The following is a 19,237-nucleotide window of genomic DNA, read 5'->3' as shown; positions in this document are numbered from 1 at the left end:
CGGCGCTGGGCCGGCGTTTTATACTGCGGATGTGGTCCACCGAAGCTTGTCTACTGATGCCTAGACTGCCGCCGCGCGCGGCAACTGTCGAATGTCATCAAATGTTCATAAAACTCATGGTTGCAGGCCGCGCCGCTCGTTCGGCGTGAGTGCCTGCAACTGCGGCGCCGTCAAAGGCCCTGCGCCCAGCACCTGCACCACGCCGGCCGGCTGGTAGTTCGACGCCTGTGGCTCACCACCCTTGTGCTTGCCAACACCGCCTTCGTCCGCCTGCTCGTTGCCAAAGCCTAGTACTTTCACCGTGAACAGCGATGGCAGCGCCTGGCGCGTGGCAGCCCGTTCACGCTGCAGCACGTCCTGCGCCGCAGAGACTGCTTGCGTGGCGGCCGCACTGGCATTGCTGAGCGCACCCACGTTCACTGCGGCGATGACCGGCATGCCTGTCGACTTGCCCTGCACCTGGATGTTTGCCGCATTCACCACCTGCAGCGCGGCCAGGTTGACGTTGCCCGAGACGCGGATGCCCGCCTCGCCCGCGTCGATGGTGCCCAGCGGGGCGATCAGGTCGATGTCGCCGGGCGGCACCTCCGGGATCGGGTTCAGGGTGGCGATGCCGGCGCCCGTGTTCGGCGTGGTCGGCGACAGGCTGACCACGCCGATGTTGTCGTAGACGCGGCGCTGTGGTGTAAACACCACGGTGGACTTGGAGCCGCGGCCGGCATTGATGTCGCCCTGCGACGACCAGGCCAGGATATTGCCGCCGAAGGTGGTGAAGATGCGGCTCTGGCCCAGCAGGATGCTGTCCCTGGCATAGATCTGGATTTCGCCGGTGCCCTGCGTCAGCACGCCCGAGCCTTCGCCCGGCACGAAGCCGCCGTCCACCCCGACCAGCGTGCGCCCGCCCGGCGTCAGGATGTCGATGTTGCCGCCGAAGTCGGTGTGGATGCCGGCATCGGCCAGGTCGAACACCGGGGCGTGGGTGTCGCCCAAACGCGCATATTGTTCGCGCGTCAGATAATTGACGCCCTTGCGCGGCCGCTTGGTACTGACTCCCTCGGCGCCGTCCACATAGTAGGTGGCACCACTGAACATGGTCAGGTCACCCGCGTAGGTCACGGGTTTGCCCTGCGCATCCTTGGTCGGGAACAACGTGGCGATCGCTTCGCGGCCGCGCAGGTAGCTGCCTTCGCGCACGCCGCCCGCCGCCGTGTACTCGCGCCCGCCAGCCTTGAGTTCAGCGAAATAGACGTTGCGCAGGAAGACCCGCTGCTGCTCGGCCGGCAAGGCCGCGAAAAACTTGCGTGCGTCCATGCTGGCTGCATCAAAGCGCTTTCCGAGACCATTGGGCTGGCCGGCGCCGTAGCGGGTTTCCAGCCAGTTGACCAGGTGCAGTTGGCTGGAAAGACCATACTCGCGCTGCAGGTCGCGCTTGGCGCCGCCGCTGCTGGCCTGGCGAGTCTTGTCGAGCTCGCTCTGACGCGTGGCCAGGAAGGCGGGCGCGCCCGCTTCATCGCCGCTGTAGCCGAATTCCGTGCGCAACCAGTCGGCCAGGCCCAGGCGGCCGCCATACACGGCCACCGCCTTGCCGGGCTGGTCGGCCAGCGATTTGCCTCGGTCGATCAGGTTGGCAGCGTCGAGATAGCGCGCCGCAAAGGCGTCGTAGTTGGGACCATGTGCCCCAACCCCGGCCGCCACCGCGATGCTGGCGCCGCTGCTGCGATCACCAGACGTGACATTGGCCACCGCCCCGATACTCTTCAGCTCGGCCTTGTCGGCCATGTCAATGTCGCGCCCGGCCGTCACTTCCAGCGTGCCTGGACCGCCCACGTAGAAGGTGCCGTAACGGATGTCGCGGCCGGCATGCACGACCGACACCGCGTCCGGATTGTTGTGCAGTATCAGATTGCCGCGCGCCGAACCAACAAAGTTTTCCGTCGGCCGCAGCGGCAGCGAAGGATTGGCGTACGCTATCTCCGAAGTCCAGCCCAGCAGTCCCTGTGGCGTGGCTTCGACCAGCCCCAGTGCCGTGCCGGAGTTGACGATGTCGCGTCCTGCACGGATATCGACCGGACCGGCGCCCTCGTACCAGGTACTGTGGCTGGCCGCGTTGCCGCCGCCGCGCGTAATGATGGAACCGGTGCGCAGCCCGACGATATCGCCCGCCAGCGCGTAATAGCGTGCTGGCAGCTGGTCCTGCACCGCATAGCCCGAGGCGGTGGGCGGCGTCAGCGTGAACAGCGGATAGCGCTGCGGTAAAGCGCCGGCTTCGCGCGACGCGAACAGCAGGCTGGGCGCCTGTGCTTCCTGGCTGACGTTATGCGTATACATGTCGCCATAGGCGGTGGTGCCGGAGACGCCCGCGAAGCCCGGATTGAAAGGGCTGGGCAGCGCGGTCGGATCGGCGCCCGACGCCGTCACCGAATAAGCACCCGCGTAGATCGAATCGGCTGCCAGCAGTTCCAGTTGCCCCGGCGTGCGGCGGGTGAAATGCGCATCGACCGGCGATGGCGCCAGCAGAAGGCCAGTGGCCGGCCGCGCCAGCGCATTCGTGCCAGTGTCCTCCGCACCCTGGGCGGAGTTGCCCACATACAAGTTGCCGCTGGCGGCCACCGCGCGCAATTGCGACGGCATCACGAAACGCCCGCCGCTGGAAGCCTGGTTGCCGCTGGCGCGGTCGTCGCTCCAGGCCGTGGACGGCGTCAGATTGCCGCCCGCGCTGAACAGGTCGATAGCGGTCGACGGCGTCCACAGCGAAAACCAGCTGTAGCCCTCGCCGTCTTGCGCCACGCCCTTCGCAGTGAACGGCGTGCCGTTGTTGATCTGGGTGACGCGGCCCGCGTCGCCCACGCCGCCCAGCACCAGGTCGCCGCGCGCATCGATGCGCACGCCGGAGTCGCCCGGCACCACCACCGGCCCGCCGCCCGCGATGGACGAGGTGGCGGTGTAGACCTGATAGGCGCGCGACTCCTGGCTGTCACCCTTGTCGAAGCGCAGCTCGATGCCACCCACCGATCCCGCCTCCATGCGCAAGGCGCCGCGCAGATTGACGAAGGTGCTATTGAGGTCGCCACGGTTGCCGGCAAAACGGGTATCCGGCATGATCTCACCGGTCGTGGCGGCAAACGAGCGCACTTCGGCCACCGGATTGAGGCCGCCGCCAATGCGCACGTCGAGGTCGCCACCGCCGGTCAGCGTCAGCGCGGAACCGTCGGCCGATACCCGGCCGGTGCTGGCCACCGCCAGGTTCAACCCCTGGCTGCGCATGACGAATTTGGCGCCTTGGTCGGTACGCGGCGACAGCATGCCGGCGGCACCGCCCGCCTCGAGCACGAGGTTGCCGCCGCCCAGGGTACCGATGCCGGTGAAGCCGGTCATCACGGGCAGGGTCTGGTACAGGTAGTTAATGCCGATGCCGCCGGCGACGTAACTGCCAAAGTTGATCCACCAGGCGGTGGGCACGCCATCGCCCTGGGCGACCGCGCTGCCGGTGCCCTGGCGCCACAGCCAGGTGCCGACGGCGCTGCTATCCTGCTGCGGACGCAGGTAGCCCAGGTCGTCGGGGCGACGCTCGGTGCCGTAACCGGCACCCACCAGATCGCCGGTGACGTCGCCCTGCGCGCGCACCAGCACGTTGCCGCCATGCTCGGGATACCAGGCCTGGTACAGGCTTTGCGCGCCACCGTCCACATAAGGCTTGAAGGCGTCGCCATCGGGGCCGAGAATGGAACCCTTGCGATCGGCCGCGCGCGGCAGCCGGTAAGCCGCCGCCACATTGGCCGCCTGGGTACCGGCCGTATATACGCCATACGGCGAACTCTGGTTAAAATTGCCGCTGGCCAGAAGGTCCAGGTCGCCCGTGCCCGTACGCAGCACGCTGAACAGCTGTTGCCGCGCAGGCATGGACACCATCGGGAAGCTGCCGCCTTCGGGCAGCCAGGTCACCAGGTCACCCACGCCCCACTGGTTGTACGCCAGCAGCTCCTCCACGCTGGCAAAGTCGGCGAGATTGATCAGCATGCCGGCGGGATAGCCGGAATACAGTTCCGAGTCGCCCATCCAGTAGAAATTGCCCGCCACGCCCTCGATCGGCGGCGCCGCCACCGTCGGCAAGCTAGGTGCCAGAACCGCGCCGTAGTGGTGGTCGGTCAGCAGCAGACTGCGGTTGGCGCCCATGGGGCGCAGCGCGCGGGTATCGGCCGCCTGCATATCGGCACCCGCCACCAGGCGCATCGACCACGACTGCGAACCGCTGGCCAGCATCGGCGCCAGCGCCCAGTTACGGCCCTGGTTGCCGTCGGCATCACCCGGACGCAGGGCCACCGAGTCGGCGCCGCCAGGCAGCCGCACCCAGGTTTCGCTCGGCACCAGCGCGCCCTTGCGCAGCGTCAGTTCGCCGGCCAGCACTACGCCATTGACGGGTATATCGGGTACGCCGTCGCCATCGTAGTCGGGGCTCGGCATGTCCTTGATCGCGCCCACCGGGTACGGCAGCGGCACGCCGCCGGGCCAGGTCATGGCCGCCACGGACATTCCCACAGGCAAGCGGGTGCCGGCGTCGAGCCGCGTGCCGCTGCCCAGCGTGACCGCCTTCGCCAGCACGGTGCCGGCCGCATACACGACATCGCCAGCGGCATTGCGCACGGCGCCGCCCAGCACCGTGCCGGCCGGCAATTCCACCTCGGCCATCAGGGTGGCTTGCGACGGCAGCGCCGTGCCGGCCCGCAAGCTCATGGCTTTCATCGGCAGGTCGTAGTTCAAGGTGCGGCCGGACTGGAAGAAGGTGTCGTCGGCCAGCGTGACCAACTGGCCATGCGGCACGATGACGTCGGCGCCGAACGGCACCCGGCCCTTGGCCAGCATCCAGCCCTTGTCGTCCGGCGTGACCGGCAAGGCCTTGCCATCGAAGCCGTCATTGATGCTGCCGAAGACGTTCAGGTTGCCGCCCGCGCGCAGCACCAGCGCGCCCGCTTCGCCGGAGCCGGCCACGCCGGTCTTCTGCGTGTGCGGATTGACGCTGGCGTAGCGGTGGCCCGACAAGTCGATGTCGCCATCGACATGCAGGTCGCCGTCCGGCGTGGCGCTGAGGATGGCCACGCCCGGACGCAGGTGGAAGGCGTCCTTGTCCTTGCGCAGGCCGGACAGGCGGCCATTCATCAGCCCGTCGTTGGCCTGGGCGCCCGTCATGAAAGCCACGCTATCGTCGTGCTTGCGGTCCAGATAGGCCTGGTCGATGACCTGGTAAGGGCGGCCGTCGGCCGTCGTTTCAGTGCCCGGGCGGGCGTCCGTGTACGACCAGAAACCATTGACCGTGATGGCGCGGGCGCCGTCGATGGCCAGCGGACCGGCCGCATCGATGGCGATATCGTTGCCGGTGGCGCCGCCCAGGCGCCGGGCGCTCAGTTCCAGCGTGCCCAGCGAGGCGATGCGGTCGGCCTTGCCGGCGGTGCCGGCACGCAAGTCCATGCGCGCGCCGGTATCGAGCACCAGCCGGCCGCTGCCGGCATCGATATCGATCACGGCGCGGTTGGGCGCCTCGATCACCTGGCCATAGCTATCGACCCGCAGCACGCTGCCGTGGGCGTCGAGCAGCGCGCTGCCGGCCACGCTGACGCCGTCACGCGCTGCCAGGCGGATGCTGCCCACCTGCTCGCCGCTGGCGTCGACAGTGCCGTTGACGGCCAGACGGCCGCCGTCTACCGATACCGTGATTTCGCGCGCTTTCAATTCATTCTCCAGTACCAGGTCACCCTGCTTGAGCTGGAAGCTGCGGCTGCCGAACACGCCGCCCTTGGTCAGGCGCTGATTCAAGCCTTTGAAATCGGCGATATGCTGACCGCGCACGTCGAGGCCGCCCGCCGCGAACGGCACGTCGGTGCCGCCCGCGTCGTAGTGGCCGCTACTGCCGCCGGCGATGCTGCCCAGCAGCGCCACGCTGCCCGCCTGCGCGTCCAGCGCGGTGGCGGTGAGCTTGCCGGCGCGGTTGGAAACGGCCGAGAAATCGATGCTGGAAGCGGCCGCCTGGCGCACGTCGCCGTGGCGGCTGTCCAGCACCACGTCGCCGCCCCAGCTGTACTTGGCCACGCCGTTGAAATCGATCTTGCGGCCGGCCAGGTCGAGCCGGGCACCGTCGCCCAGTACCACGTCTTGCTCGGCGGACACGCTGAGCTTGCCGCTTGGCAGCAGCACTGCCGTGTCAAGCGTCACGCTGCGACCGTCCAGCGCCACTTCGGCGCCCAGTGCGCCGGCCAGCGAGGCCGCACCCGGGGCGGTTGCGGCCACCCCGAATGGCTTGGCGACATGAATGTCGCCGCCCGCCTTGATCTTGTTGACGGAGCCGGCGGTGCCGGTGAGCAGCGCCGTGTTCAGCGCCAGGTTGCCGCCGCTGCGCAGATAGCCCTTGCTGGCCGTATCCCAGCCGCTTTGCGACTGATACACCGAAAGCGAGCCAGTGTGGTTGGCAGTGATGCGCTCGCTGGCGTTGATGGCGACATCGGCAAAGCCGAGGATCAAGCGGTCCATGCTATGGATGGTGTCTGGCCGGCTGTTGGGGCCATAGCCGAACTCGACCTGGCGGGCGTCGACATGCAAGCGCCCGCTGCCGCTGCCGGCGCCGCCGCTGGCGACCAGGCCCGGCGCGGTCGTGGCGCCGTTCCACACCAGCACATCGGTCTTGATGCGCGCCACGGCGTCGCGGCCGCCGGCGCCGTAGATCGCCGGGGTGCCGATCACCAGCCGCTCCAGCGACGACTTGCCGCTGGCCGCATCGATGGTCGACAGTTCCACGTTGTCGTAGAAATTGATGGCGTCGCGCGCCGTCAGCACCAGGCTTTCCAGCGCCGGCGCACCCGCGCTGGCGTCGCCGCGCAGCAGGCGGTCGAGGATGCCCTGGTTCAGGGTCAGTCCGGCCGGCAGCGCGTCGCGCGCAGCCATGGCGGCCAGCGATGCTGCGCTGCCCACATTGATGCCGCCCACGGCCAGCATCAGGTTGCGGGTGCCGTAGGTGGTGGCGTCGCGCAGGTTGAAGCTCTGGTCCGTGGCGGCGACGATGCTGCCTTCCGAATACAGCGGCGTGCTGCCGCTGCACACGGCGCCCGCCGCGCAGGCGCCGATATCGATGCGGCCCGGCCCGGATCGCGGATCGGTGCTCACGCCGGGCGCCAGCATGTCCAGCCGGCCATTCGATACGGCCAGCACGCTGGACGTACCAGGCGCATACACATAGCCGTTGCTCGAATCCCAGGCGGCGGCGCCACGGCCCAGGGTGTTGATGCCGCCACCCTGCTCGATGACGATGCCGCCAGCCTTTTTATTGGTCACCAAAAACACTTCGCCAGCCTTGAGCACGGCGCCATCGCGCACCACGATGTTATCGACGCCGCCCTGGAACTGGGCGATATTCGCTTGCTGGTTGCCGTTGGTACTGCTGTAGTTGACGGTAGGCAAGCCGCCGATGCCCAGACGCGGAGCGCCGATGGCGTTCAGGGCGTCGACCCGCACGGCGATACCCTCGAAGCCGACGCTAGGCGCGGCGGTGCTGCCGATGATTTCGTAGTTCTTGCCGAAGCCACCCATCAGCAGCGCGCTGCCCCCAAAGCCATCCTTGCCTGGCGTGTAGTTGGCCGTGCCGGCAAAGCGCAGCGCATCGTCGGTGCTGGCCTTGGACTGCACCAGTTCGATGTGCAGCGCCTTGGCGTCGCGTTCGAGCAGTGGCCGCGGCACGCCGTCGCGCACCGCCTGCGCCAGCGCGAATGCGCCGTAGCTCGTTTCATTGTATTGCGAATAGCTGCGCAGCACGTCAGCCGGCGTCAGCACCGCCTGTGATGGCAGCGCCGTGCGCCGGTCGGTATTGCTGGTGCCCAACTGGACAGCGGCGGTAATCGAGCCGTTGCGCATGGCCGTGGCCGACCCGACGGGCAAGCCGCCGGCGGCCAGACCGTTCAGTTCCACCCGGAACGCGCCGGGCAGTAGCGCAAAGCTCGACGGCAGCAGGGTATAAGTGCCGGCAGCCAGGCCGGGCACGCCGGCACCGATGGTGATCTGGCGCCCCAGCGCCGGATCGCCGGCGCCATTCTCGGCCACGATGGGCGCATAGCCCGCCTGCGCACCCGGAACGATGGCGTAGACGGGATTGGTGGCCAGGCCAGGCAGCACGAAGCCGCCTTTGCTGGACGTCTGCACCAACGGGTTGAGGCGGGCGTCGGTCGAACCGCCGCGTCCGGCAAGGAAGGCCGCGCCGGTCAGGGTGCCGCCGCCGGACAGGTCGAGCACGGCGCCAGCGCGCACATCGACGTGTTCGCCGGTGAGCACGACGGCCGGGTCATTGCCCACCCCCTTGTATGCGACGTCGACGCCGTCCATCATATAGCTCAGGCCATCGAGCGAGCCGCCGTACGGCATCACCAGGCCGTTGGCGCTGACCGATGTCACACTGCCGGGCAGCAGATTGGTCTGGCCGGTCACTGCGCCATTCGTATTCTGGCCCAGAGTGATTTTGCCCAGCGGCGCGCGCACCACGCCACCCTGATTCACCGTGGCGGCACTCAGTTCAAGCGAGCCGAACACCGAGTAGGGCAGGGCCGGCAATGGCGCGCCAGGGTCGCCGCTGCGCTCGATGGTCAGCCTACGGCCCGGGTCGAACTCGGTCGCCATTTGCCCGAATTCGTTGAGCACGTTGCGTTTGCCCACCTCCACCTTGCCGATGGCGCCGCTCACCGGATAGATTTGTGCGCCCGCCAGGGTCAGATTGCCGGGCGTGTACAGCGCCGCCGCCGTGCGCATGCGGATGTCGCCGCTTGAGCGCAGCGCCAGTTCGCCAAAGGCATCGCGCTTGACCTCCAGGTCGTCGGCGACGTTTTGCGCGATCACGCCGTTGCTGCCGACATTGATGGCATTGGCGAGGTCGATCAGCGCGGCATTCAGCGTCAGGCTGGCATGATCGTCCACGTTGGGTACGCCCAGCTTGCCGGCGCCGACGCCGCCGTTGCCGGAGCCGCGCACCGGGTTGGGCATCAGGTGGTCGTCGCTCTGGCTGCGGCTGGTGCCGGCCAGACGGATGTAGGGCGCCGCCAGTTTGACTTGCGCGGTGGTAGCGGCATCGGCATGGTCGGCCAGGGCCAATGCGCTGGCGGTCAGGCGCAGGCTCTGCCCCAGCGCCAGGTCGAGATTGCCATCAAAACTGATCAAGCCGTTCGACAGCAAGGCCAGGTGGTCGAAGCCGCCAGCGGCCACACGGTCCGCACCCAACCGGGCCACGCCGTAGCGCAGCGCCGGATCGTTATTACCCACCTGCAAGTCGGTGGCCAGGCCACTGTCGCCCTGCAGGCGCGACAGCACCAGCTCGCGCGGCACGCGCACAGCGTCTTCCACGCCCAGGCCCTTCAAGTCGATCTTACCGACGATGCCGTAGTTCGGGGCTTCGAGGTTCAGCGCCAGCGTGCCGCCGGCCGCGCCGGCGCCACCGGCTGCCGCATGCAGGCTGCCGTCGAGGAACAAGCCACGAAAGGAACTGAGCGCGATGCTGCCGCCGTCGCCGGCCACCAGCACGCTGCCCTGGCCGGGCAGGTCGAGCCGGGCGGCGGCGCCGGACGCTTCCAGGCGTGCGCCGGGGCGCACGATGACAAAGGCGTCGGCCGCCTCGACCTGGGTGGCGTCGAGATTATGCCTGGCGCCGATCTCGATGGTGCCGCCAGCGCCCACATGGCCATACACGCCGCCCTGGGCGTCGGTGGCGGTGGCCGCGCGTCCGGCCACGTCGAGTACCGCGCGCTCGCCGATCCAGATCGACTGGGCATTGGCGCTGCCGTCCGGACGGTTGATCTCGCCACCGGTGACGAGCATGCCCGGCAACACGGAGATGCGGCCGCCGGCCGCGCTCAGCGTACCTTCCACGGTGATCTGGCCGTTGCCGGTGAGGCTGATGCTTTGCCCCTCGTCCACGCGCAGCGCGGCGTCCTTGCCGATCACCAGCGGCGCCTTGGCACTGCGGGTGCCGGCCGCCAGCGCAATATCGGCGCCGGCGCGCTGCGTCAACACGCCTTTGACTGCGTCTTCCTGCCACAGCGGCCCCAGCCACGGCTGCAAGGAGGCGGCCGGGTCGGCACCGCTGGCCAGCGTGTGCGCCAGCGCCGGGTCGGCGCGCAGCACCGGCATCGCCACGTCGATGGCGGCGCCCTGCGCCACCTGCACGCCTTGCTGGCCGGTGATGTCGTAGTGCGCGAAGCCGCGCTGGAACAAGGAGCTGTCCAGTACCAGCAGCGGCTTGACCACCAGGTCCTTCGGCGCACGGTTGCCGGCCAGCAGGCGCTCGCCCGCCTGCAAGGTCACGTCGGTCGCAAATGCGGTACCGGCCGCCACCCTGGCGTTGAAAGCGGGCACCGGCATGCCGTTAGGGAAGGCGTCGGCCGGCACCAGGTAGCCGGAACCGAGCTTGCCGCGCACGCCCGTGAGCGTGATGCCGGCCGGCACGGTCATGCCGCTGCCGTATTCAATGCCATTGCTGCCGATGACGTAGATGAATTCATAGCTGATCGAGGCGGGCGGCACCACCCAGGCGGCTGGCAGGGTATAGGGGCGCGCCGCGCTAAAGTCCGGCAAGTCCAGTAGCGGCTGGCCGGGATGGATCAGACTGCTCACATAGCTGAAGTCGGCATCGAGCACGGTGCCGGCCTTGATGGTGAAGGCTTCTGCCAGCGTCAGGTGCACGGGTACGGACTGGCCTGCAGGCAACACGCCATTGCCGGCCAGCACGCCGCTGCCCAGCGCCACGCCGGTACCGCTGTCGATGGTCAGCGTACCGCCACCGTTGACGCCGTAGCCACGCAGTTCGCCATCGAGCACCAGTGTCTCCGACTTGACACCGTTGAGATCGTTCTGATTCGAGCGCAGCGTGATGTCGCCGCCGCGCCCGCCCTTCAGCTTGCCGTCGGCCAGCAAGGCGGCGCCCGAGGACGTGTCGATCGCACTGCCGGCCGCCAGGTTGACGGTACCGCTGCTGACCAGCGACACTGCGCCGCCGTTGACATAGGGCAGGCCGGACGTGTTGCTCGGGTCAAGCTTGAGCTGGCTCCACAGGCCGCGCGTGTCGAGCGTCACACCGGCCGTCACATCGATGCCCACCTTTGCTCCTGCCGCTGGCGTAGCGACCGTTGTATCGAGCCAGCCGCTCGTGCCGTTGGACAGCTTGCTGACGATGTCGCCCAGCACAATGCGGCCGCCGCGCGCCGTCAGCCCGGCGTTGACCTTGACCTGGGGCGCATGCAGCGCGATTTCTCCGCCAGGCGTGACCTGCACTGCGGCATCGACCTCGATGGCGCTGCCGGCGTAGGCCTTGATGCCGCCCAGGTGTTGTGCATTGAGCCAGCCGGCGGCGAGGTAGGTCTTGCCGACCAGATTCTCGGGCAGCGCGTCTTCGCGCCGGAGATCGCCGGCGCTGGCGCCGCCGGTGCCGATATGGATGGCTTGCAGCAGCGCCGCAGGATTGTCGCGCAGCTGCGTGCTGGCGGCGTCGTACACCGGCGCCAACTGGCCCAGCACCAGCTGGCCATTGCGGGCGGCGGCCAGTTGCGACTGGCGGTAACTGTCGAGGGTGGCGTCGCGCGCGTCCTGCTGGCGCTCACCCTGAAACACGGTCGATTCGATCGCGCCTTCGAGCACGGCGGATGTGGTTCCCACCACCACGCGGCCCGCGTCACGACCCACGGTATAGCCGTTTTCCAGCCGTTGCTGGGCGCCGATCAAGGGATTGGCGAAATTTTCCGTCACTTCTGCGCCCCAGCGCTGGTGGTGCGCGGCGTAGCCTTGGTAGACGCCGGTATACAGCATGTCGCCGGGCGCCGTCGACAACCTGTAGAGCTGGCCATCCTTGCCGCTGAGCCAGCTCTGGCGAATCATGCCGGTCTGGACATTAAAAGTGCCGCCGGACACGTTGAGCAGAGAGCCAGCCTGGGTCACCAGTTCGCCACCCTGGAAGGCCACCGTACCGCCCTGCGCCGCCCATTCCCCGATGCCATGGCCACTGGTGTTGAGATAGCCGCTCACTTCGAGCAAGCCGCCGCCCGTGTACCAGCGGTCGGTCGGATAGCCATTCGTGCCGGCCGCCACCCGCACCAGGTCGCGCCGGTCGACCCACAGGTCGGTGCTGTTGAGCACCTTGCTGTCGCGGTTGCCGGGCGCGTCGCGCTGCTCGTTGCCCTGCGCATTGATCAGCACATTGTTCGAAGCAATCGCCACGTTGACGCCGACGGCGCCGGAGACGTCGATGCTGGCGCCGCGCGCGACTTGCGTGCGGCGCGTGGCCAGCGCATTCACCTGGCCACCGGTGGCCAGGGTCAGCGAGCCGCTGTCGAAGGCGATATCGCCGCCGGAGGCAATCTGGATCAGCGACAGGTCGCGGCGGTTGTAGGCGCCGTCGCTCAGCAGCGCCGAATCCTTGATGAGCGCGTCGCGCTGTACGTCCAGCGCGGTGGCGCCACTGTCGTCGAGCAAGACCGTAGTGAGGCTGTCCGGGGCCAGGGTCACCAAGCCTTCGCTGCCGTCGGCCTTCAGGTGCACGGTGCCGCGTGTCGTCACGCTGGTGCTGCCGAGCAGCACGCCGGCCTGCTTCACGTCGCGGCCCGTCAGGGTGACGTCGCCGGTGAGCGCTTGCACCAGGCCGGCATTCGTCACCTTGCCTGCGCCGCTTTGTGTGTTGAACTTGACGTCGACCTCGTTGCCACGGGTGCTGGAGGTCTGGTTGGCGTCCGTGCCCAGCCCCTTGCGGATGACAAAGCTGTCGCCGGCGGCCAGCGTCACTTGACCGTTCGGCGCCGACAGGCTGCCGCCGTTATGCACTTCGCGCCCGGCCAGCAGCACGTAGCCACCGCCTTCCGTCACCGTCTGCGGCTTGCGGGTGCTGATCTGTGCGCCCGCCTGCACCACCACGTCAGCCGTGGCGTTGGCGTGCGTGGCCACGCTGCCGTTGAGCAGCAGGTCGTTGGCCAGCGTGGGCTTAAAGCCCGAGCCCAGGGTTTCGCTGTAGATGCCCTTCTTGAATTGACTGTCGCTCATGCCCACGGCGGCGGCCACCAGGCTGCGCGTGTCGACCTGGCTGCTGCCCGTAAACACGATGCCATTGCGGTTGACCAGCATCACCGTGCCGTCGGCCTTGATCTGGCCACGCACCTGGCTGGGACGAGCCAGCGGATCATTGACGCGGTTGAGTACGGACCAGTTCGCCAACTGGTCGAATTGCAGCGTGGTGTTCAGGCCGATGTTGAATGTTTCCCAGTTCAGGATCGCCTTGTCGGCCGTCTGCTTGACGCTCACCACGGTCTTGCCGTCGGCCTGCGCCTGCGTGGGGCCATTCGCATTGAACCAGCCGGCCGTCAGGCTGTTGCTGTCGACTTTCAAGCCGCCTTCGGCCAGGCCTTCCGGCACCTTCGAGCCGGCGGCGATGGCCGCCTGGCGCGCCGCCTGCTGGGCCGCCTGCTGCACGGCGATGGCGCGCGCCGCCAGTTGCAGGTTGTTCAGCGAACTTTGCAGCTGTGCATTGGCTTTTTGCTGCTGCGCCTGCTTATTGTCCGTCCCGATGATGGCCTGGCCATTCGGCAAGCGTCCCGTGGCAACAGCCGTGCCCTGCTGCGCGCCCTTGCCGGCAAACCAGGCGCCGCTGAACGGCTGCTGCGCCTGCGCGCCACCCGCCTGCAACAGCAGGGCGATGGCCAGCGCCAGCGGTTTCAATCGCACTGGGCGCCCAGTCCGGTTGCCCGCCATGGCGGAGGAGGATGCGTGTTTCGTGACCGACTTGCTTCGCTGCATGGCGACATTCCCTTTTCATGTTCCGTTGCTGACCGATATCGCGAGGCGGCGCGCGGCACGCACGGGGCGGGCGGCAGGCACTGATTCGCGGCTTACAGCAGCATTGACAGGGAACAAGGTCCGGGACTGCAAAAGGTCATCAAAATGTCATAATTGGCGCCCCGCCTTGGCGCGCCAAGGCGGGGCTCAGCCGAACAGCACGATGCCGCCCGGCAAACGCGTCACGCGCGCGCCATACGCATCCTGAATCAGGGCGATGACGTCGTCGAGACGGTCGAGCGAAAAGCTGGCTTGCACGCGCGTGAGTTTCAAGGCGTCGCCATTGAGGATCAGCTTGCCGGGACGATAGCGGTTCACTTCGTCCACCACCTCGGCCAGCGTGCTTTGCTTGAACACCAGCAGCCGCTGGCGCCACGCGCTGACGTCGCCCCTTGCCACCGCATGCGCGATGCCGAAATGCTCGGGCCGGTAGCGCAGCTGCTGGCCGGCGGCCAGTTCCGCATCGTTGCCAGCCTGCGCCACGCGCAAGCGGCCAGCCAGGCACGTCACGCACACTTCCTGGCCAAACAGGCGGATATTGAAGCGCGCGCTGCCGGCCGACACCGTGCCGTCGCCCGCTTGCACGCGCACGCGCGCCGCACCGCGCAAGCCGGCCTGGAATTCCGCCTCGCCGGCTAGCAGCACCAGCGACGCGGCGCCGTCCTGCAGGGGCGCCGCGTCGAGGCGCGTCTGCGTATTCATCTGCACCAGCACGCCGCCATCGAGCGCCACTGCGCGCTGCTCGCCCGTGCCGGTGGCATAGTCGGCGCCCAGGCCCGCCACGGCCGGCCACAGGTCCGTCGGCGGGCGCAGCACCAGCAGCCCCAGCGAGGCCGCCACGGCACCGCCCAGCCAGGCGCGCCGCGCCGTGCTCACCGGGCGCTGCGCCCGCTTGACGGCGCGTGCCGCCGGCGCCATGGCGCCCCACACGGCGCGCGCCTCGGCAAACGCGTTGGCATGCTTGCGGCTGCGCGCACACCAATGGCGAAACACTTGCGCATCGCGCTCGCTGACCTGGCCCGAGGCCAGCCGCACGACCCACGCCTGCGCTTCCTTCTGGATGACACCCATGTCGTCTTCCGCTTGTTCAGTCATGATGTTTAGACGTTTTTCCCGCGCCGGGACCGAAGCGCTGGATGAAATCACGTCCCATGCGTTCGCAGCAATGTTCCAGGCCGGCGCGCAATTCCTTCTCCACCGTGCGGGCGGAAATGCCGAAGCGCTCGGCGATGTCGCGGTGCGGCAATTGATCGACGCGGGCGGCGATGACGATGGCGCGCCGGCGTTTCGGCAACTCCTGCAAGGCCCGCTCCAATTCTTCCAGTTCGGCGCGCGCGCTGAAGGTGCGGGCCGGGTCGGCCAATTCATCGGCCATCTCGTACAGGTCATCGATATCCGGCAGGCTGAGCAGCCGCGCATTGTCGCGGCGTTGATCTTCCGCAATGTTGATGGCGATGCGCATCAGGTAGGCGGACGGATAGCTGATCGCCTCGGGCGCGTTCATCCGCTCCACCCGCAAATACGTTTCATGCAGCGCGTCATTGGCCAGGTCTTCCGAGCCCAGGCGGCGCTGCAGGTGGCGGCGAAACTGTCCATAGCGTTCCAGGAACAACTTGCGCAAGGTGGTTTTGAGTAATTCCGACATGCTCAGGGCGCCCCGGCCAGGTGCAGATACGGTGCGCAATCGGCATCCGGATCGGGCCGCGGCGTCAGTAAAATCGTCAGCGGCTGCGGCAAGCCCGCCGGTGGCGCGCCATCCATCAGCAGGCTGCCCAGGCGCTGCAGCACGGCGCGGTCACGCTGCGCCACGCCGCTCGGTTCGAGTACGTGCACGGCACGTACCTTGCCCCGTTCATCGAGCCATAGCTGGAAGGCCAGGCGGTAGCGGCCGAAGGCGTCAGGATGCAAACGGCACAGGGCGCGCGTGAGCGAGCGCTGCAGGATAGCCGCATAGGCTAGCAAGGGCGGTACGGCAGGGGCAGCCTCGGCCGGTACAGGCGCCGGCGCCACGGGGGCATCGGCCAGCGCCAGCAAAGTGAATGCATTGCTGCCGCTGAAGCGCGCGCCCAATTGCGTACCGACCAGCAAACGCTGCAGCGCCTCGGCCGGCGTGTAGTCGCCGCGCACGGGCGAGGCCACGCGCCCCGCCGCCAGTTGACTGCTGACCAGCACGGAATACCCGGTCACTTCGCCAAACGCCACCAGCGCCGCGTCGAGCGGCTGGGCGGGCAAGTCGAAGCGCAGGGTCGTGCGCGCGGCCGCATCAGCACCGTCCGCACTGGCAGCCGGCCGCACGAATGTCATCAAGGTCATGAATGTCATCAGCAAGCAGGCGGACAGGGCATTGCCCCTTGCGGCGCGGCGGTGGCTTTGTGTCATTTTCCAGGGGAAGCAACGAGATCCTGCTCATGAAGTGTCTTGACTGCAAGCTTGTCTGCAGAATGGCAAGATGGTAGCTTCATAAAATGACAACTGCATGACATGGCGTCTGGCCTGTGTCATCGCTACGACACATGGCCTTGCTATGCTGAGCGCTTCATCCACCGCTCCGGGAGCCGCCATGGCGCGCCTGTTATCGCTGTTGCTGTTGGCCTGTGCCACCCTGCCCGCGCAGGCGGACGAGCACACCGTCGTCGTCAAGGCCGCCGCGCCGGAAAAGGGCTGCGTGGAGGTGGAAGTACAGGGCAAGCGCGCGCAATCCCAATCCATATCTTGCTTGAACGAAAAATTATTACCTAGCAGCAATACCGTGATCCGGCCGCCGCCCACCCTGTCCGGCGCGGAAGCGACCGTGCAGCGTCCGTCGAACCAGCTGGGCCTGTACAACCGCGCCGCCCTCGAACACCGCATGGGCAATGCCTTTGGCAAATCCGTCACGCCGCAGAGGCCGGCACCGCCGCCGCCCGCCAGCCCGCTGCTGCCGCCCCCGCTGCTGCCACCCCGTTAGCTGTTGTCAACGCACAGTCCATTTGCGCTGTCAAGATTGCGCAATCGCGCCGATTGCGTATCATTCCAGGCTTGATCGCTCTGGAAACAACCATGCTGCCCACTATCGAACATCGTCTTGCCCTTGAACTTGCCGCCAAACCGGTGCAGGTTGCCGCCGCCATCGAACTGCTCGACGAAGGCGCCACCGTGCCCTTTATCGCCCGTTACCGCAAGGAAGCGACCGGCGGCCTCGACGATATCCAGCTGCGCCTGCTCGAAGAGCGCTTGCGCTACCTGCGCGAACTGGAAGAGCGGCGCGCGGCCATCGTGGCCTCGATCACGGAGCAGAACAAGATGACGCCCGAGCTGCTCGATGCCGTCATGCATGCGGAAGACAAGACGCGCCTGGAAGATTTGTATCTGCCGTACAAGCAAAAGCGCCGCACGAAAGCGCAGATCGCCATCGAAGCGGGCTTGATGCCGCTGGCCGACGGTTTACTCAACAATCCGGAACTGACGCCGGAAATGGAAGCGGGCAAGTTCCTGCGCGACGCGTTTACGAGTGCCGACGGCAACAACCCGGGCGTGCTTGACACCAAGGCGGCCCTCGACGGTGCGCGCCAGATTTTGATGGAGCGCTTTGCCGAAGACGCGACCCTGCTGCACACCTTGCGCGAATACGTGCAGGAACACGGCATCGTCGAATCGAAAGTGGTGGAAGGCAAACAGGACGAAGGCGAAAAATTCGCCGATTATTTCGCATACTCGGAAACCATTTCCACAGTCCCCTCGCACCGCGCGCTGGCCCTGCTGCGCGGCCGCCGCGAAGGCATGCTCGACGTCACCCTGCGCCTGGACACGGAAGCGGAAAAACCGAAATGGGATGCGCCGCACAACCCGTGCGAAGGCCGCATCGCCGCCCGCTTCGGCATCAAGAGCCTCGGCCGTCCGGCCGACAAGTGGTTGCTTGATACGGCGCGCTGGACCTGGCGCGTGAAAAGCTTTATGCACCTGGAAACGGAACTGATGGGCGCGCTGCGCGAACGCTCGGAACTCGACGCCATCAACGTCTTCGCCACCAATTTGAAAGCGCTGCTGCTGGCCGCGCCGGCCGGCCAGCGCGCCACCATGGGTCTCGATCCTGGCTTGCGCACGGGCGTGAAGGTGGCAGTGGTCGATGCCACCGGCAAAGTCGTCGACACGGCCGTGATTTACCCGCACCAACCGAAGAATGACTGGGATGGCTCCCTGCATACGCTGGGCCGCCTGGCCGCCAAGCACAATGTGTCCTTGATTTCGATTGGCAACGGCACCGCCTCGCGCGAGACCGACAAGCTGGCACAGGACCTGATCAAGCAGCACCCGGAAGCGAAAATGACGAAGATCGTCGTCTCGGAAGCGGGCGCGTCGGTGTATTCGGCGTCCGAATTCGCCTCGAAAGAGTTGCCGGACATGGATGTGTCGCTGCGCGGCGCAGTGTCGATCGCGCGCCGCCTGCAAGACCCGCTGGCCGAACTGGTCAAGATTGACCCGAAATCGATCGGCGTGGGCCAGTACCAGCATGACGTGAGCCAAAGCCAGCTGGCCCGCTCGCTCGATGCGGTGGTGGAAGATTGCGTGAACGCCGTCGGCGTGGACGTCAACACGGCCTCGGCGCCGCTGCTGGCACGCGTCTCCGGCCTGTCGGCCAGCGTGGCGCAAAGCATCGTCAGCTACCGCGACTTGAAGGGCGCATTCACTTCGCGCGCGGCGCTAAAAGCCGTGCCGCGCCTGGGCGATAAAACGTTCGAACAGGCGGCCGGCTTCTTGCGCGTGATGGGCGGCGAGAATCCGCTGGACGCCTCGGCCGTCCACCCGGAATCGTACCCGCTGGTGGAAAAGATTTTGGCCGACATCAAGAAGGACATCAAGGCCGTCATCGGCGAGACCGCCTTGCTGAAAACCCTCAGCCCCGCAAAGTATGCGGATGAAACGTTTGGCGTGCCGACCATTTCCGACATTTTGAAGGAACTGGAAAAGCCGGGCCGCGATCCGCGTCCGGAGTTCACCACCGCCACCTTCAAGGAAGGCGTGGAAGAAATCCGCGACTTGCGCCCGGACATGATCCTCGAGGGCGTCGTCACCAACGTGGCCGCTTTTGGCGCCTTCGTCGATATCGGCGTGCACCAGGATGGCCTTGTGCACATCTCGGCCCTGTCGAACACGTTTGTGAAAGACCCGCACACGGTGGTGAAGGCTGGGCAAGTCGTGCGCGTGAAGGTGCTGGAAGTCGATGAAAAGCGCAAGCGCATCGCGCTGACCATGCGCCTGACGGACAGCGCGCCACAAGCGGGCAGCAAGCCCGAGCAAAAGGGCGACCGCAACGACCGCCGTAGCATGGCGCAGCACCAGTCGCAGTCGCGCAATGCGCCAGAGCCGGCCGGCAGCATGGCCGCCGCGTTCGCCAAGCTGCGCGGTTAAGCAACCGCCAGGCGCA

6 protein-coding genes are annotated in these 19,237 nt (G+C 67.4%); 2 read left to right on the top strand and 4 right to left on the bottom strand.

Going from position 1 to position 19,237, the window contains the following annotated elements; all coding sequences use genetic code 11:
* Positions 1 to 114: 114 nt before the first annotated feature.
* The 4 genes from ACQ4W7_RS21660 to ACQ4W7_RS21645 form a co-directional block, all read right to left on the bottom strand.
* Positions 115 to 13,794 (bottom strand): filamentous hemagglutinin family protein, encoded by a 13,680-nt coding sequence (locus tag ACQ4W7_RS21660; RefSeq protein ID WP_436533149.1) that lies wholly within the window; start codon positions 13,792 to 13,794, stop codon positions 115 to 117.
* A 186-nt stretch (positions 13,795 to 13,980) separates the two neighbouring features.
* A complete protein-coding gene (locus tag ACQ4W7_RS21655) occupies positions 13,981 to 14,928 on the bottom strand; it encodes a FecR family protein (RefSeq protein WP_436533147.1) in 948 nt (315 codons plus the stop codon).
* Entirely contained in the window at positions 14,921 to 15,478 is a 558-nt protein-coding gene (locus ACQ4W7_RS21650) for an RNA polymerase sigma factor (RefSeq protein ID WP_071074977.1), read from the bottom strand. Before ACQ4W7_RS21650 ends, ACQ4W7_RS21655 begins: the two co-directional genes overlap by 8 nt.
* A gap of 2 nt (positions 15,479 to 15,480) precedes the next feature.
* Positions 15,481 to 16,146, bottom strand: coding sequence for a secretin and TonB N-terminal domain-containing protein (locus ACQ4W7_RS21645; RefSeq protein WP_436533145.1), 666 nt, complete (start codon positions 16,144 to 16,146; stop codon positions 15,481 to 15,483).
* A gap of 247 nt (positions 16,147 to 16,393) precedes the next feature.
* Here ACQ4W7_RS21645 and ACQ4W7_RS21640 point away from each other — a divergent pair, with 247 nt between their 5' ends.
* Both ACQ4W7_RS21640 and ACQ4W7_RS21635 read left to right on the top strand, forming a co-directional pair.
* Complete coding sequence (locus ACQ4W7_RS21640) at positions 16,394 to 16,780, top strand: hypothetical protein (protein WP_436533143.1); 387 nt, start codon at positions 16,394 to 16,396, stop codon at positions 16,778 to 16,780.
* A gap of 92 nt (positions 16,781 to 16,872) precedes the next feature.
* Positions 16,873 to 19,221 (top strand): Tex family protein, encoded by a 2,349-nt coding sequence (locus ACQ4W7_RS21635; protein ID WP_436533141.1) that lies wholly within the window; start codon positions 16,873 to 16,875, stop codon positions 19,219 to 19,221.
* The last annotated feature ends 16 nt before the right edge of the window (positions 19,222 to 19,237 follow it).

The organism is Janthinobacterium algoris, assembly GCF_051380935.1.
In the GTDB taxonomy this organism is placed as follows: Bacteria; Pseudomonadota; Gammaproteobacteria; order Burkholderiales; family Burkholderiaceae_D; genus Janthinobacterium.
The sequence above is the reverse complement of the archived record's forward strand: the minus strand, read 5'-3'. Positions and strand labels throughout refer to the sequence as shown.